The 15,094-nt window shown below is 68.1% G+C and carries 13 protein-coding genes; 2 read left to right on the forward strand and 11 right to left on the reverse strand.

The genetic code is table 11. The annotated features are described in order from the left end of the window. Window positions 1-25: 25 nt before the first annotated feature. From dprA to ABD188_RS13855, 3 genes are read right to left on the reverse strand one after another with little or no spacing between them, the layout of a single operon-like run. Window positions 26-1,243, reverse strand: a complete 1,218-nt coding sequence (gene dprA, locus ABD188_RS13845; protein WP_344063366.1) for a DNA-processing protein DprA — start codon at window positions 1,241-1,243, stop codon at window positions 26-28. After that, the gene (locus ABD188_RS13850) at window positions 1,240-2,766 is read right to left on the reverse strand and encodes a YifB family Mg chelatase-like AAA ATPase (protein ID WP_344063369.1); all 1,527 of its coding nucleotides are present in this window, start codon (window positions 2,764-2,766) and stop codon (window positions 1,240-1,242) included. The genes dprA and ABD188_RS13850 overlap by 4 nt, the downstream gene beginning before the upstream one ends. Then, window positions 2,763-3,131 (reverse strand): YraN family protein, encoded by a 369-nt coding sequence (locus ABD188_RS13855; protein ID WP_344063371.1) that lies wholly within the window; start codon window positions 3,129-3,131, stop codon window positions 2,763-2,765. Before ABD188_RS13855 ends, ABD188_RS13850 begins: the two co-directional genes overlap by 4 nt. A gap of 158 nt (window positions 3,132-3,289) precedes the next feature. Between ABD188_RS13855 and ABD188_RS13860 the strand changes: the two genes are divergently transcribed. Beyond that, window positions 3,290-3,613, forward strand: coding sequence for a DUF2469 domain-containing protein (locus ABD188_RS13860; RefSeq protein WP_344063374.1), 324 nt, complete (start codon window positions 3,290-3,292; stop codon window positions 3,611-3,613). A gap of 44 nt (window positions 3,614-3,657) precedes the next feature. Here the strand turns inward: ABD188_RS13860 and ABD188_RS13865 are convergent, their stop codons facing one another. The 4 genes from ABD188_RS13865 to ABD188_RS13880 form a co-directional block, all read right to left on the reverse strand. Next, a complete protein-coding gene (locus ABD188_RS13865; RefSeq protein ID WP_344063377.1) occupies window positions 3,658-4,317 on the reverse strand; it encodes a ribonuclease HII in 660 nt (219 codons plus the stop codon). Then, the gene (lepB, locus tag ABD188_RS13870) at window positions 4,314-5,096 is read right to left on the reverse strand and encodes a signal peptidase I (protein ID WP_344063380.1); all 783 of its coding nucleotides are present in this window, start codon (window positions 5,094-5,096) and stop codon (window positions 4,314-4,316) included. The genes ABD188_RS13865 and lepB overlap by 4 nt, the downstream gene beginning before the upstream one ends. A gap of 201 nt (window positions 5,097-5,297) precedes the next feature. Continuing rightward, window positions 5,298-5,645, reverse strand: a complete 348-nt coding sequence (rplS, locus tag ABD188_RS13875) for a 50S ribosomal protein L19 (RefSeq protein ID WP_344063382.1) — start codon at window positions 5,643-5,645, stop codon at window positions 5,298-5,300. 202 nt (window positions 5,646-5,847) lie between these two features. Continuing rightward, window positions 5,848-6,342 (reverse strand): MFS transporter permease, encoded by a 495-nt coding sequence (locus tag ABD188_RS13880; RefSeq protein ID WP_344063384.1) that lies wholly within the window; start codon window positions 6,340-6,342, stop codon window positions 5,848-5,850. 132 nt (window positions 6,343-6,474) lie between these two features. Between ABD188_RS13880 and map the strand changes: the two genes are divergently transcribed. Then, a complete protein-coding gene (map, locus tag ABD188_RS13885) occupies window positions 6,475-7,257 on the forward strand; it encodes a type I methionyl aminopeptidase (protein WP_344063387.1) in 783 nt (260 codons plus the stop codon). Window positions 7,258-7,268: 11 nt separating this feature from the next. Here the strand turns inward: map and pyk are convergent, their stop codons facing one another. The 4 genes from pyk to glgX form a co-directional block, all read right to left on the reverse strand. Next, complete coding sequence (gene pyk, locus ABD188_RS13890) at window positions 7,269-8,696, reverse strand: pyruvate kinase (protein ID WP_344063390.1); 1,428 nt, start codon at window positions 8,694-8,696, stop codon at window positions 7,269-7,271. A gap of 120 nt (window positions 8,697-8,816) precedes the next feature. Further along, complete coding sequence (treZ, locus tag ABD188_RS13895) at window positions 8,817-10,547, reverse strand: malto-oligosyltrehalose trehalohydrolase (RefSeq protein ID WP_344063393.1); 1,731 nt, start codon at window positions 10,545-10,547, stop codon at window positions 8,817-8,819. A 14-nt stretch (window positions 10,548-10,561) separates the two neighbouring features. Beyond that, on the reverse strand, window positions 10,562-12,877 hold the full coding sequence (gene treY, locus ABD188_RS13900; RefSeq protein ID WP_344063396.1) for a malto-oligosyltrehalose synthase: 2,316 nt from the start codon (window positions 12,875-12,877) through the stop codon (window positions 10,562-10,564). Further along, entirely contained in the window at window positions 12,874-15,090 is a 2,217-nt protein-coding gene (gene glgX, locus ABD188_RS13905) for a glycogen debranching protein GlgX (protein WP_344063399.1), read from the reverse strand. Before glgX ends, treY begins: the two co-directional genes overlap by 4 nt. Window positions 15,091-15,094: the final 4 nt, after the last annotated feature.

Genomic DNA, 15,094 nt, shown 5'->3' on the forward strand with positions numbered 1-15,094 from the left:
CTCCCGACGCTCCGCGACGACTGGATCAGCTTCGCGCGGCTGCACTGAGCCGTCGCCACCCTCCGCCGCCGCGCACCACCTCACCGCCCAGGTGCATGAGTCCAAGGATCGCTTCGACATCTTCACGGGCGATGCCGGCGCGGCGCCCGACGTCTTCGGCGTCGCGCCAGACTCGCGTGCTCAGCGCGTCGCGGACTCGCGTCGTGTCGTCGGTCGGCGGTCGCTCTTCGCTGCTGCCGCCGGAAGCGACGAAGCGCGGGGTGACGTCGAGGCCCAACAGCTCGCGGACATCCGCCGCGCTGGTGATGCACTGCGCACCGAACTCGCGAAGCAGGCGGTGCGAGCCCGCAGAGGCCGCGCTGGTGATCGGACCAGGCACGGCACCGAGGCCCCGCGACAGAGCCGCGGCATGTGCTGCCGTGTTGAGCGAACCGCTTCTCCACCCGGCTTCGACGACCACGGTCGCTGCACTCAGCGCCGCGATCAGGCGGTTGCGCTGGAGGAATCTCCACTTGGTAGGCGCCGAGCCGCACGGCACCTCACTGGCGACGACGCCGTGCTCGGCGATGCGGCCGATGAGCTCGCTGTGACCGGCGGGGTAGGCGCGGTCGGCTCCCCCCGCGAGGAGCGCGACCGTCAGCCCACCCACCGCCAGGGCGGCTCGGTGGGCTGCACCGTCGATGCCGTAGGCACCGCCCGATATCACCGGGATGCCGCCGCCGGCCAGATCCGCGGAGAGCTCCAGTGCGACGTGGTCGCCGTACGACGTGGCGGCGCGTGCCCCCACGAGGGCGACGGACGGCGTGAGGCGACCGAGCTTCGCCGGGTCGCCTCGCACCCACAGGCACAGTGGCGCATGCTCGCCCAGGTCGTCGAGCTGCGCCGGCCATTCCGGATCGGCGCGGGTCACGATCCGGACACCGGTCGTCGAGGCGATGCGCATCGCCGTCGCGATCCCACCCGGCTGCAGTCGCGGCATCCATCGTTTGCGGCCGGCTGCGAGTTCGCCGTCGCTCATGCCCGACACCGGCGATCCGCCACCGTCTCGCACCACGCGGAGCGCCTCGACCGCTCCGATGCGCTCGATCAAGCGTCCTGCGACGCCGTCGCCAGGCTCGGTCAGGTGGCTCCACACCACGACCGCGTACCGCTCGACCATGGCCCGGTCGTCGAGGTGTCGCGCTCGCGCATCGGCGGCGAGTTCGTGCCGGGCGGCCGAAGCCGTGAGCTCGAGAGCGCTCATAGCGCGATTCCCTTCTTGAGGAACAGGGCGCGGCCGATGTGATCCGCGCTGAGTTGCGGGCTGCCGTCGAGATCTGCGAGCGTCCAGGCGACGCGCAGCACGCGGTCGTAGCCTCGCAAGGTCAGGGCGCCGCGATTCAGTGCGGCATCCAGCGGACGGCGCACCATCGCCGGCGGGGCTCCTGGCCCGTCTCGCAGCCAGCCACCCGGCAGGTGGGCGTTGAGACGCCACGGCGTGATGGCAAGTCGCCGCGCCGCGCGTTCCCTGGCTTCGGCGACTCGCGACCGCGCGATCGCCGTCGTCGTGGAGTCATGCCGAGCTCCGGCCTGGGCCACCGAGACGCGGGCGAGCGTCAATTCGATGTCCATGCGGTCGAGCAGCGGGCCGGAGAGGCGGCCCAGGTAGCGTCGAATCGCGGCGGGCGCGCACGTGCACGTGCCCCCGCGGATGCCGTAATCGCCGCACGGACAGGGATTCGTGGCGAGCACGAGCTGGAAGCGCGCCGGGAACTGCGCCGTCGCGCTCGCCCGATGGATCGTGATCGTGCCGGACTCGAGTGGCTGCCGCAGGGCGTCCAGCGCACTCCCCTGGAACTCCCCCGCCTCGTCGAGGAACAGGATGCCCTCCGTTGCACGTGCGATCGCGCCCGGTCGCACAACGCGGGATCCGCCCCCGACCAGGGCTGCCACGCTCATCGTGTGGTGGGGCGCCTCGAAGGGAGGCGTCCGCGACAGGACCGTCACCGGCACACCGGAAAGGCTGCGTATCGACGCGGCCGTCAGCGCTGCCCGGTCATCGAGCTCGGGAAGGATGCCGGGCAGCCGTCGGGCGAGCATGGTCTTGCCCGCCCCGGGCGGTCCGCACATGAGCAGATGGTGCCCGCCGGCCGCCGCCGTGACCAGAGCCTCGACCGCCTCGCGCTGGCCGATGACGTCGGCGAGGTCGAGGTCTTCGGGCGCGGCCGGCTCGTCCGCTCCCGCGCCGACCGGCTCGACGTCCGGCACCTCCACCGTGGCACCGTGCCATGCCGCGACCTGAGCGAGGTTCACGGCGCCGAGCACCTCCACGCCTGCGACCAGTTCAGCCTCTGCCCGGTTGGCGTGGGGAACGACGACCCGTCGGTGTCCAGCTCGCTCCGCAGCGACGACGGCGGGCAGGATGCCCGGGATAGGCCTCAGCCGCCCGTCGAGCCCCAGCTCGCCCAGGTGGACCGTCGAGGCTACGGATGCGGCATCCATCGGCACTTCTGTCGCGAGCGACGCGATCGCGATGGCGACGTCGAAGCCCGACCCGTGCTTGGGAAGGCTTGCCGGCGAGAGGTTGACCGTCAGACGGCGACGCGGCAGAGGCAGACCGCTGTTCGCACAGGCGTTGTGCACGCGCTGCACGGCTTCGCCGAGTGCCTTGTCGGGCAATCCGATGATCTTGAACTCGGGGGTCTGCTTCGAGAGGTCGGCTTCGACCTCGACACGCTCGCCGTCGACACCGACGAGCGCGACTGACCACGTCCGTGCGACCGTCACGGCACCTCCACATCGACCAGGTGCTCTAGCGTCGCCGTCGCGGGATCGACACCCGTCAGACCCACCGCATCGATCCGCACCCGCCGCCCTTGCAGCTCATCGGGGTGAGCCGCCATCCAGGCCGCCGCGAGTCGCCACAGGCGCAGGCGTTTGCGCGCGTCGATCGCTTCGAAGGGATGCCCGAATGCGTCGCCGCGCCGAGTCTTCACCTCGACGACGACGACGTCCCGTCCTTTGGTCACCACCAGGTCGAGCTCGCCGGATCGGCACCGCCAGTTGCGGGAGAGGATGCGGTAGCCGCTCTCCTCGAAGTATCGAGCGGCCCGGTCTTCGCCGGCACGCCCCAGTTCGTCCTTCGCTGCCATACGGCGAGCGTGACGTGGCGTGGACTCCCCCGAGCGCGAGATGCCGGCATCCGGGGACAGCCTCGATGATCTCGTGGTTGTGGAGGAGCCGCGGCGTCGCCATCCGGCGTCAGACGAGGGACGTCGGCGTCGCGTGGTCGATCTAGGATGGACTCACCATGGATGACGAAGTCTTCGAGGACTATGACCGCGAGCTCGAACTCGCGCTCTACCGCGAGTACCGGGACGTCGTCTCGCAGTTCCAGTACGTGATCGAGACCGAACGGCGCTTCTACCTCGCGAATGAGGTGAACGTGACCCGTCGAGACACCGAACACGACTTCTACTTCGAGATCTCGATGACCGATGTGTGGGTGTGGGACATCTATCGCGCGGACCGCTTCGTGAAGTCGGTACGGGTCCTGACGTTCAAGGACGTCAACGTCGAGGAGCTCTCACGGCGCGACTTCCACCTGCCCGAGGAACTCTCGCTCGACAGCTGAACCGCCGATGATACGGCTCGCGCCGTGTCGGGACAGCGCCGCGATCAGAACAGCGTCGGCCAGTCCGCGATCGCCCACGACGACCGGTGGTGCCGGCTCAGTCCGTGCTCCTGGATCGCCTCCCGGTGGTCAGGACTCGCATAGCCCTTGTTTCGCGCCCAGTTGTATGCGGGCAGCTCGTCGTGGAGCCCCGTCATGAGGGCATCGCGCGCCACTTTGGCGATGACGGATGCCGCAGCCGCACTCGCGCAGTCGCGGTCGGCCTTGATCACCGGACGCACGACGAGCCCGCGTGCTCCGGCAGGGGTGATGTAGTCGTAATTGCCGTCGAGGATGACGATCGCCTCTTCTGGGAGCACCCCGTGAGCACGCAGGTCCGCCAGTGCGCGGATCGTCGCGAGTCCGAGCGCCCGCATGATGCCGACCTCGTCGATCTCGACCGAGCTCGCCCAGCCCACCGCGTTCGCCGATACCCACGACGCCGCGCGCGCAGCGACCTCGGCGCGCTTCGGCTCGGGCACGAGCTTCGAGTCTCTGAGTCCCTGCGGCACGCGCTTGCGTGCACGTGGCGCGTCGACGACGACAGCCCCGACCGCGACCGGGCCGGCCAGCGCACCGCGGCCCACCTCGTCGCACGCGATGACGATCGGATACTCCCGCAGGAGCCTTCGCTCGAGCGTCAGGCGCGGCTCCGTGACAGTCACCCGCCGGAATCCTGCCCGACGGGCTCGGGCACGCCGGCGAACACGTCGTGGTGGAAGTCGAGGGCACCGATGCGGTTCAGGGGCCAGGTGATCACGAACGCGCGTCCTACGACATTGTCGATCGGCACGAATCCCTGCCCGGGCTGGTCGCGGTTGTACCGCGAGTCCTTGGATCGGTAGCGGTTGTCGCCGAGCACCCAGAGGCTCCCTTCGGGGACCACCACGTCGAACGGGTCGGCCGAGACTGCAGCATCCTCCGCGGGCAGCTTCACGTAGGCCGTCTCGTCGATCGGCACGCCGTTGATGGTGATCTGACCCAGCGCGTTGCAGCAGACGACGTGATCGCCCGGAAGTCCGATGATGCGCTTGACGAGGTGATCGTCGCTGTCGGGAGCCGACAGGCCGACCACGGAGAGCACCCAGTCGATCCCCTCGACGATCGGCGGGCGGACCGGCTCGGTGGTCGGTGGCAGCCAGCCTCCGGGATCTTGGAAGACGACGATGTCGCCGTGGTCGTACTCGCCGAAGCGCGGCGTGATCTCGTCTACGAGGATCCGGTCGTTGATGAGGAGCGTGTCCTCCATCGAACCGGATGGGATGTAGAACGATCGGACGACGAACGTCTTGACGAGGAACGACACAAGCACTGCGACCAGCACGATGAGCAGGACGTCCCGCAGGAAGGCGAGCGAGCTGCGACGCCGCCTCGATTTGGTCGCCTCACGAGTCGGCCGATCCGACGGAACCTCCCCCGCCGGGGCCGTCTGTTCGGTCGTCATTCGATTCCTCTTCGGGCGCGCCGCCTGTCGGAGAGCCGTTCTTCAAGGTTCCCACACTCCGCGCGCGGGATCGGTCCCGAGAGCGCGATTCGCGGGCGCTTCCCGGTTCCCGTCGTACCGCACACGACGAAGCCCCGGACCGCAGTGGTCCGGGGCTTCGTCACGCGTTTCTCAGAAGCTACGTCTCTCAGAGGACGAGCGTCAGTTGTCGCGCTTCTCCTTGATCTTGGCCTTCTTGCCACGGAGGTTGCGCAGGTAGTACAGCTTCGCGCGACGCACATCACCGCGGGTGACGACCTCGATGTGGTCGATCACCGGGCTGTGCACCGGGAAGGTGCGCTCCACGCCGACCTGGAAGCTGATCTTGCGAACGGTGAAGGTCTCGCGCACGCCGTCGCCCGAGCGGCCGATGACGACGCCCTGGAAGACCTGGATACGGGAGCGGTTGCCCTCCGTGATATTGACGTGCACCTTCACGTTGTCGCCAGGGGCGAAAACGGGGATGTCCGAGCGGAGGGAGGCCGCGTCGACAGCGTCGAGGATCTGCATGATCATTACTCTCTGCGGCCGCCACAGGTCGACCGCTGGATTGAATGGGAAGGATGTCGTGCGCCCCAGGCCATCGGCAATCCGGACGGCGGGCTCCCCTGAGGCAGAGCCTGGTCAGGGCACAAAGGTCCATTCTGCCATGGATGCGGCAACCGGCCAAAACGCCGCGATCGGCCGGGAATGCGCAATCGGCCGGACGGGCTCAGACGCGAGGAGGGCTCTGCTTCTCGCTCACGACGATGACCTCCTGGACCTCGACGGGCGCTCCCGGCTCCGCCGGCTGCAGGTAGGCCATGCCGTCCGCGGTGCGGAGCACCATCCGCGACGGCTTGGCCTCGCGCCAGAGCTGCCACAGCGCGAGCCAGAAGAGGCCCACGCCCACCAGGATCGTCACGACCATCATGGGCGCCCACCATGCGGGGTTGAAGAACCCGAGCGCGATCACGAGGACATGCCAGACGGCGAAGCCGAGCACATCCCACCACGACACCGCGCGATGCGCTCGCACCGTTCCTCGCGCTCGGACGAGGAGTGTCAGCAGGAGCTGCCAGAGGAAGACACCCGGGATGGCGAGGAACAGCACCCAGAGGAAGGCCCAGCCTCCCGCGTTGAAGACCGCCCAGCCGACCAGCAGCCACAGAGGGAGAAGGAATGCGGCAGGGATGAGCCAGCCATAAAATGCGCGACGCAGCCACATGTGTCAGATATTACGCCGATCGCGGCATCCGTGGCCGGTCTCTCGCGCGTCACGGAGCAACCTCACAGCCGCACATCATCGACCGCGCACTGGGCGGCGTCCGACAGAATGGACACGACGAGAGGAACCGGCATGATCGAACTGCGCACGCCCGCTGAGATCGAGGCGATGAAGCCCGCAGGGCGCTTCGTCGCGGAGACCCTCGCGACGCTTCGCGATGAGACGAAGGTCGGCACCAACCTGCTGGCGATCGACCGTCATGCCCACGATCTGATCCGTCGTGCCGGCGCCGAATCCTGCTACATCGACTATCACCCCTCATTCGGAGCGCGTCCGTTCGGCAAGGTCATCTGCACCTCGGTCAACGATGCCGTCCTGCACGGCCTGCCTTTCGACTACGCGTTGCGTGACGGCGATCTCGTCTCACTGGACTTCGCGGTGTCGGTCGACGGCTGGGTCGCCGATTCCGCCGTCTCGTTCGTCGTCGGCACACCCCGCGACGAGGACCTCGCGCTCATCGACACGACCGAGCGGGCGCTGGACGCCGCGATCGGGGCGGCCGTCGTCGGAAACCGCATCGGCGACATCTCGCACGCGATCGCCGAGGTCGCGCACGGCGATGGGTACTCCATCAACACGGACTTCGGCGGCCACGGCGTCGGCCGCATCATGCACGGCGATCCGCATGTGCCCAACGACGGCAAGGCCGGACGCGGCTACCCGCTGCGGGCAGGGCTCGTCGTCGCACTCGAGCCGTGGTTCCTCGAGACGACCGACGAACTCGTCACAGACCCGGACGGCTGGACGCTGCGCAGCGTCGACGGTTCCCGCGGCGCCCACGCCGAGCACACCGTCGCGATGACCGAGGCAGGTCCGATCGTGCTCACCGACCGTTCCTGGCTCGGCGTGCGCTGACCGCTCGGGTATCAGAGCGTCTCGCTCGCCCCCGTCCCGACCACGTGGACGCGCACGTTGTTCGTCGAGCCGGCGATCCCTGGAGGCGCCCCGGCCGTCACGATCACGCGGTCGCCCACCTGCGCCAGGCCCTGGCCGAGAAGGCTGTCATCGAGGATCGCCATGAGCTCGTCCGTGCTGTTTCCGCGCGGCACGAGGAGCGTGTGGACACCCCAGAGCAGGGCGTTGCGGTTGCGCGTGCCGGGCAGATCGGTGAACGAGACGATGGGGATCGCATGCCGAAGCCGCGACATCCGGCGAGCAGTGTCGCCCCCCTGACTGAAGACGCACAGGTACTTCGCATTGACGAACTCGGCGACCTCCACCGCGGCGAGCGTGATCGCCCCGGCCTGCGTGCGGGGCTTCGTCCCGAGGGGCGGGATGCGGTCGAGCCCGTGATCCTCGGTCGAAGAGATGATTCGCGCCATGGTCTCGACCACGGTCACCGGATGCGCGCCCACGCTCGTCTCGCCCGAGAGCATGACGGCGTCCGCACCGTCCACGACCGCGTTCGCGACATCGCTGGTCTCCGCCCGCGTCGGAACCGGATTCACGATCATCGAGTCGAGCAGCTGGGTGGCCACGATGACCGGCTTGGCCCACCGCCGTGCAAGCTCGATCGCCCGCTTCTGCACGATGGGCACGGCCTCGAGTGGCAGCTCAACGCCGAGATCCCCGCGCGTGACCATGACGCCGTCGAAGATGTCGATGATCTCCTGCAGGCTCTCGACGGCCTGCGGCAGCTGGATCTTCGCGATGAGGGGGACGTCGCGTCCCTCCTCGGCCATGATGACGCGAGCGCGGTGCGCGTCTTTCGCGCTTCGCACGAATGAGAGCGCGACGATGTCGGCGCCGAGTCGAAGTGCCCAGCGCAGGTCGGACTCGTCCTTTTCGGTGAGCGGCGGCATGCTGACGGACACGCCGGGCAGGTTGATGCCCTTGTTGTTCGAGATCTCTCCCCCGACGACCACCTCGGTGCGGACCCGCACACCGTCGGTGTCGAGCACCCGGAGGCGCACCCTTCCGTCGTTGACGAGGATCGCATCGCCCGGTTCGACGTCTGCCGCCAGGTGCGCATACGACGTGGTAGCGACATCCTTCGTACCCACGACGTCCTCGGTCGTGATCGTGAACTCGTCACCCGGCGCGAGGAGGTGCGGGCCATCGGCGAACCTTCCCAAGCGGATCTTCGGACCCTGCAGATCCACCAGCACTCCGACCGCGCGACCGGTCTCCTCGCTTGCGCGACGCACATGCGCGTAGGCCAGCTCGTGTTCGGACCGATGTCCATGGCTCAGATTCAGGCGCGCGACATCCACTCCCGCGTCCACGAGCCGCACGATGGTCTCGTACGACTCGGTGGAGGGGCCGAGGGTGGCGATGATCTTGGCGCGGCGCATGACGGATCCTTCATCTCGATGGGTACTGACATGCTCTCGCGCATCCTGACCGCGCGTGTTAACCACCGGTAACGGTTTGAGTGGACTGCGGTCGGATCCGGCCGGACCGGTTCGGAGCGACTATGTCGCCGACGGATGTCGCAGGACCGCTGCGGATCGCGGCGGCAGCCGAAGCGAATCCGGCTCGCGCACGGCGGCGGGATCTGTCGCGAGCAGCACCGTGGCGCCACCCGGCACGTCGAAATGCCGCACGCCCGTCGAGAAGTTCACCAGGATCTCCACACCTCCCCGCGTCAGACGGAACCAGCGCTCGTTCTCGTCCGCGGATGCCGCGAGACCGGCGAAGGCGGGGTCTGAGAGGTCGGGCACGGCGTGGCGCAGCGCGATCAGCTCGCGATACAGATCCAGCATCCTGGCATGTATGCCCTCCCGGGTCTCGTCCCAGCGGAGCTTGGACCGACGGAATGTCTCGGGGTCCTGCGGGTCCGGCACGAGCGACTCGTCCCAGCCCATCCGTGCGAACTCCGCGATCCGCCCCTCCGCCGTCGCTCGGCCGAGCTCGGGTTCGGGGTGAGACGTGAAGAACTGCCAGGGCGTGCCGGCCGCCCACTCCTCCCCCATGAAGAGCATCGGCGTGAACGGCGTGAGCACGGTCAGCACGGCGGCTATCGCCAGGCTTCCCTCATCCAGCGACTGCGAAAGCCTGTCGCCGGTCGCGCGGTTGCCGATCTGATCGTGATCCTGGCTGAACGTGATGAGACGGGATGACGGGATTCGCGGGTCGATCGGCCTGCCGTGGGCGGCACCCCGGAACGAAGACCAAGTGCCGTCATGGAAGAAGCCGCGTGTGGCGACCTTCACCAGCGCCGACAACGGTGCGAAGTCGGCGTAGTAGCCGGAGGTCTCGCCCGTCAGCGCCACGTGGACGGCATGGTGGTAGTCGTCGCTCCACTGGGCGCTCAGGCCGTAGCCGTCGGCCTCGCGCGCAGAGATCAGCGTGGCGTCGTTCAGATCGGATTCGGCGATCAGGCTCAGCGGCCGACGGACGTGGGCGCTGAGCGCCTCCGCCGCCTCGGCGAGCTCCTGCAGGACGTGGACCACGCTCTCGTCCTTCAGCGCGTGGACGGCGTCGAGCCGCAGGCCGTCGACGTGGAAGTCGCGCAGCCACATCAAGGCGTTCTCGATGATGTACGAGCGCACGGCCGGCTGGTCGAGATCGACCGAGTCGCCCCAGGTGTTGCGGGTGCCCGTGCGCAGGTATGGACCGAACTCGGGCAGATAGTTGCCGCTCGGCCCCAGATGGTTGTAGACGACGTCCTGGATCACGGCGAGCCCGGCGCGATGGCAGGCATCGACGAAACGCTGATACGCGGCCGGGCCGCCGTACGCCTCGTGCACGGCGTACCAGAGCACTCCGTCGTATCCCCAGTTCCACTCGCCGTTGAAGGAGTTGACGGGCAGCAGTTCGACGTGGGTGATGCCGAGCGTCACGAGATGGCCGAGTCGCTCGACCGCGGCATCCAGCGTCCCTTCCGGTGTGAACGTGCCGACGTGCAGCTCGTAGATGACCCCGCCGGCGAGTCGCCGTCCGGTCCATACGTCATCCGACCAGACGAATGCGGACAGATCGACGTGCGCCGAGAGATCATGCACCCCGCGAGGCTGCCGCCGCGATCGAGGATCCGGGCGGGCGACGTCGGCGTCGTCGAGCACGAACCCGTATTCCTCGCCGTCGGCGAGTGTGAGGTCACTCCTCCACCAGCCATCGGCGACGGCAACGAGCGCGGCATCGGGACGGCCGTGCCGCCGCAGCCGGACACGCTCAGCGCGCGGGGCCCATACGCGGATCATCTCGAGCTCCTTCGTCACGCGTCCGCTGCGAGAAGCGCGACCGGGTACGTGGCGAGCAGGTCGCGGAGCGGAATGGTCGATCCCTCGAAGCGGCGCCCCGTGAACACGTCGGTGGTGGAGCCGCTGTGGCGCAACAGCACCGTGTCGCCCCACCCACCGCGCCGAGCAAGTCCGACGGGAAGACGGGTCGCCACCGCCAGTGCGCCGCCGCGGTCGAACGCGACGGCGTGCGCACCGGCCTCGCCCACGACGCTCATCGGCGTGTACCGCGCGAACAAGTCGGGGCGGTCGCGCTTCAGGCGGAGTGACCGCGCTGTGACGAGCAGCTTGGCCGCGCCAGTGGCATCCACCGGGGGCTGCGCGCCCGCGTCGATCTCGGCGAGCAGCCGCGCGCGAAGCGCGAAGTCGACGGGCCGCCGGTTGTCGGGGTCGACGAGCGAGTGGTCCCAGAGCTCCGAGCCCTGATAGACGTCGGGCACTCCCGGTCCCACGAGCTGCAGGACTTTCGCCGACAGTGAGTTCGACCATCCGGCCGTTTCGATCTCGGCGACGAACGCGTCGACGATGGATGCCGCCGGGCCGAAGGCCCCGTCGACCACGGCGTGCACGCGCCCCTCGAAGACGGCGTCGGGGTCCAACCATCCCGTCTGTTCGGAGGCCTCACGAGACGCCTTCTCGGCGTACGTGTGCAGCCGCTCGGGCGTCGCGGGCCACGATCCGATGACCGCCTGCCACAGCAGCGCGTCTAGCGGTCCGTTGCCGGTCGTCGCGTGGGACCGCAGCTCGTGAAGCACCTCGGACCAGCGTTCGGGGATCTCGGCCAGCACCGCCAGCCGGGCGCGGACGTCTTCGCCGCGCTTGGTGTCGTGTGTGGAGAGGGCGGTCATCGCATGCGGCCACGACGCCTGGCGATCCGCGCGCGCCGCGTGGAACTGTGCGGCCGACAGCGAGAACACCGAAGGGTCGCCGCCGACCTCGGTGAGCGACCCGAGCCGGCTGTAGCGGTAGAACGCGGTGTCCTCGACGCCCTTCGCCATCACGGGGCCGGTCGTCTGCTGGAACCGCCGCGACACCTCGGTGTCGGCGTCCTTCAGGACGGACAGCAAGCCCCCGATCGCCGCGGCGAGATCAGGGCGGCGAGCGGATGCGGTCCGCGCTGCCGCATCGAGATGCTCTTCGCCGGCGGGAAGGTACGAGCGGTACACCGGGAAGCCGGCGAGGAGCTCCGAGAACGCGTCTGCTGCGCCATCGACCGACTGCGGCAGGGCACGGACCAGTCTCTGGACCTCGGCAGCCTGCGTCGTATCGGCGACGGCGCGCTTCGTGTCGTGGATGAGGTCACCCCATTCGAGTGGTCCACCGCGCAGCTGTGCATCCAGATCTCCCAGAGGCAGGTCCCCTGCGGGATCCACCAGCACGCGGTCGATCTCAGCGAGCGCGTCGTAGCCGGTGGTGCCATCGGTCTCCCACCATGCGGGCAGCACTTCGCCGTGCTCCAGGATCTTCTCCACCACGACGTAGGCTCCCCCGGTTGCCGCCGCGAGCTGCTCGAGGTAGCCCCCGGGGTCCAGGAGGCCGTCCGGATGGTCGACCCTGAGTCCGTCAGCGAGACCCTCGCGCACCCAGCGCAGGATCTCGACATGGGTCTCGGCGAAGACCTCCGGCTCCTCGACGCGCACGCCCGCGAGTGTCGTGACGGTGAAGAAGCGGCGGTAGTTCAGCTCCGCCGCCTCACGGCGCCAGAACACGGCCTCGTAGTGCTGTCGATCGAGCACCGTGCGCGCATCTGCCCCGTCATCCGCCGACCCGGGCGCGAGCGGCAGCACATGGTCGAAGAACCGCAGTGTTCCGTACGGGGCGGCTGCAGTCGCTTCCGCTTCGATGCGGATGTCGCCGATCACCTCGTCGAGCGTTCCGCCCAGGATCGGCAGCCGCACCTTGCCGCCCCCGAAGTCCCAATCGATGTCGAAGGCGGCGGCGTAGCGCGACGAACGGCCATGGGTGAGAACGTCCCACCACCAGGGATTGGCAGCGGGCACCCCCACGCCCGTGTGGTTCGGAACGATGTCGATCAGTATGCCGAGCCCGGCCGTTCGCGCGGCCGCGGCGAACCGATCCAGCCCCTCCTTGCCACCCCGAGCCGGGTCCACCGTGCTCGGATCCACGACGTCATACCCGTGATCCGACCCCGCGCCAGCCTTCAGCAGCGGCGACAGGTAGGCCCACGACACTCCGAGATCGCGCAGGTAGGACGTCACCGCAGCTGCGGCATCCAGGTCGAAGTCCTGCCGGATCTGCAGACGGTACGTCGACAGAGGGCGGCTGGTCATCGCCCGAGCTCAGGTTTCGGTGCCTTCGAAGGGAGGTCGTCGGGGTGCGTCGGCGCTGCCTGAGAGGTGAGGGATGCCGCAACCGAGTGGTCGCCGTCGGACTCGGGCACATTGTGTTCGGACAGCAGAACCAGTGACTTCGCCGCCAGCGAGATCGTCGCGCCCGGTTCCACGGGGGCATCGTCGGTCAGCAGTCCCGCCGTGTCGACGAGCACGTCCCACTCGGGGCTGAATCGCGGCGCCGGGAGGTGGAAGTCTTCAGGTTCGTCGCCCGCATTGAACAGGATGAGGAAGTGCAGATCTTCGATGGGCACGCCCCGGCGATCGCGTTGGCGGATCCCGCCACCGTTCAGAAACACGCCGATCGCGCGGCCGAAGCCGGAGCCCCAGTCCTCGGGCTGCATGACGGTGCCGTCGGGGCGCAGCCATACGATGTCGGGGATCGGCGCGCCCTCCTCCATCTTCACGGGTCGACCATCGAAGAACCGGCTCCGGCGGAAGGTCGGATGCGTCTTTCGAAGTCGCGCCAGCGCCGCAGTGAACTCCACGAGCGGTTGATCTACGGTGCTCCAGTCGACCCAGGTCGTCTCATTGTCCTGCGCGTACCCGTTGTTGTTGCCCTTCTGGGTCCTGCCCAGCTCGTCCCCGTGCACCAGCATCGGCACGCCCTGCGACAGCAGCAGCGTCGCGATGAAATTCCGCTGCTGACGAGCCCGAAGAGTAAGGATCTTCTGGTCGTCCGTCGGGCCCTCAGCACCGAAGTTCGACGACCTGTTGTGCGATTCGCCGTCCTTGTTGTCCTCGCCGTTGGCCTCGTTGTGCTTTTCGTTGTACGACACCAGGTCACGCAGTGTGAAGCCGTCGTGGGCCGTGACGAAGTTGATGGATGCCACGGGACGGCGACCTGAGTGCTCATAGAGATCGCTGGACCCTGTCAGTCGGGAGGCGAATTCACCGAGTGACTGCGCTTCGCCGCGCCAGAAGTCCCGCACCGTGTCGCGGTACTTGCCGTTCCACTCGGTCCACTGCGGCGGGAAGTTGCCGACCTGGTACCCCCCGGGACCCACATCCCACGGCTCGGCGATCAGCTTGACCTGAGAGACCACGGGGTCCTGCTGCACGAGCTCGAAGAAGGTCGCGAGTCGGTCCACCTCGTAGAACTCGCGCGCGAGCGTCGAGGCGAGATCGAACCGGAAGCCGTCGACGTGCATCTCGAGCACCCAGTACCGGAGGGAGTCCATGATGAGCTGCAGGGTGTGCGGATGGCGCACGTTGAGGCTGTTTCCGGTGCCCGTGTAGTCGGTGTAGTACCTGGGGTCGTCGTCTTCGAGGTGGTAGTAGGCCGCGTTGTCGATGCCGCGCATCGACAGCGTGGGGCCGAGATGGTTGCCTTCGGCGGTGTGGTTGTAGACGACATCCAGGATCACTTCGATGCCGGCCGCGTGCAGCGCCCGCACCATTCCCTTGAACTCCTGCACCTGCTGACCGCGCTGGCCCGTCGACGAGTAGGTGTTCTGCGGTGCGAGGAACGCGATCGTGTTGTAGCCCCAGTAGTTCGAGAGCCCCTTGTCCTGAAGGGTCGCATCGTTGACGAACTGGTGCACCGGCATGAGCTCGATCGCCGTCACGCCGAGTCTCGTGAGGTGGTCGATCACAGCCGGATGAGCGACTCCGCTGTAGGTGCCACGGAGTTCTTCGGGAACGTCCGGGTGAAGCTCGGTCAGCCCTTTCACGTGCGCTTCGTAGATGAAGGACTCCGAGTACGGCGTCTTCGGCTGCCTGTCTCCGGACCAGTCGAAGAACGGGCTGACGACGACGGCCTTCATCATGCGTGCGGCAGAATCCTCGTCGTTGCGCGAGTCGGGGCTCCCGAAGTTGTAGCCGAAGACGGGCTGCCCCCACTTGACCTGACCTTCGACAGCCTTCGCGTAGGGATCGAGCAGGAGTTTGTTGGGATTGAACCTCAGTCCCTTGGCGGGGTTGTTCTCGCCGTGCACGCGGTACCCGTAGCGCTGGCCCGGCTGGACGTTGGGAAGATACGCATGCCACACGAACGCGTCGATGTCGACGAGGTCGACACGGGTCTCCCGGCCACGGTCCCCGAACAGGCAGAGTTCCACGCGCTGAGCGCCTTCGCTGAACAGTGCGAAGTTGGTGCCGCTTCCGTCGTACGTCGCTCCCAGGGGGTACGTCGATCCTGGCCAGCTTTCCATGAGA

This window comes from Microbacterium pumilum, assembly GCF_039530225.1.
GTDB classification, from domain to species: Bacteria; Actinomycetota; Actinomycetes; order Actinomycetales; family Microbacteriaceae; genus Microbacterium; species Microbacterium pumilum.

Bases quoted from the DNA above. Each gene is read 5' to 3' on its own strand.
- lepB (WP_344063380.1), bottom strand. From the start codon at position 5,096: ATGACGACCGAACAGACGGCCCCGGCGGGGGAGGTTCCGTCGGATCGG.
- dprA (WP_344063366.1), bottom strand. From the start codon at position 1,243: ATGAGCGCTCTCGAGCTCACGGCTTCGGCCGCCCGGCACGAACTCGCC.
- rplS (WP_344063382.1), bottom strand. From the start codon at position 5,645: ATGCAGATCCTCGACGCTGTCGACGCGGCCTCCCTCCGCTCGGACATC.
- glgX (WP_344063399.1), bottom strand. From the start codon at position 15,090: ATGGAAAGCTGGCCAGGATCGACGTACCCCCTGGGAGCGACGTACGAC.
- treY (WP_344063396.1), bottom strand. From the start codon at position 12,877: ATGACCAGCCGCCCTCTGTCGACGTACCGTCTGCAGATCCGGCAGGAC.
- ABD188_RS13860 (WP_344063374.1), top strand. From the start codon at position 3,290: ATGGATGACGAAGTCTTCGAGGACTATGACCGCGAGCTCGAACTCGCG.
- pyk (WP_344063390.1), bottom strand. From the start codon at position 8,696: ATGCGCCGCGCCAAGATCATCGCCACCCTCGGCCCCTCCACCGAGTCG.
- treZ (WP_344063393.1), bottom strand. From the start codon at position 10,547: ATGATCCGCGTATGGGCCCCGCGCGCTGAGCGTGTCCGGCTGCGGCGG.
- map (WP_344063387.1), top strand. From the start codon at position 6,475: ATGATCGAACTGCGCACGCCCGCTGAGATCGAGGCGATGAAGCCCGCA.
- ABD188_RS13880 (WP_344063384.1), bottom strand. From the start codon at position 6,342: ATGTGGCTGCGTCGCGCATTTTATGGCTGGCTCATCCCTGCCGCATTC.
- ABD188_RS13855 (WP_344063371.1), bottom strand. From the start codon at position 3,131: ATGGCAGCGAAGGACGAACTGGGGCGTGCCGGCGAAGACCGGGCCGCT.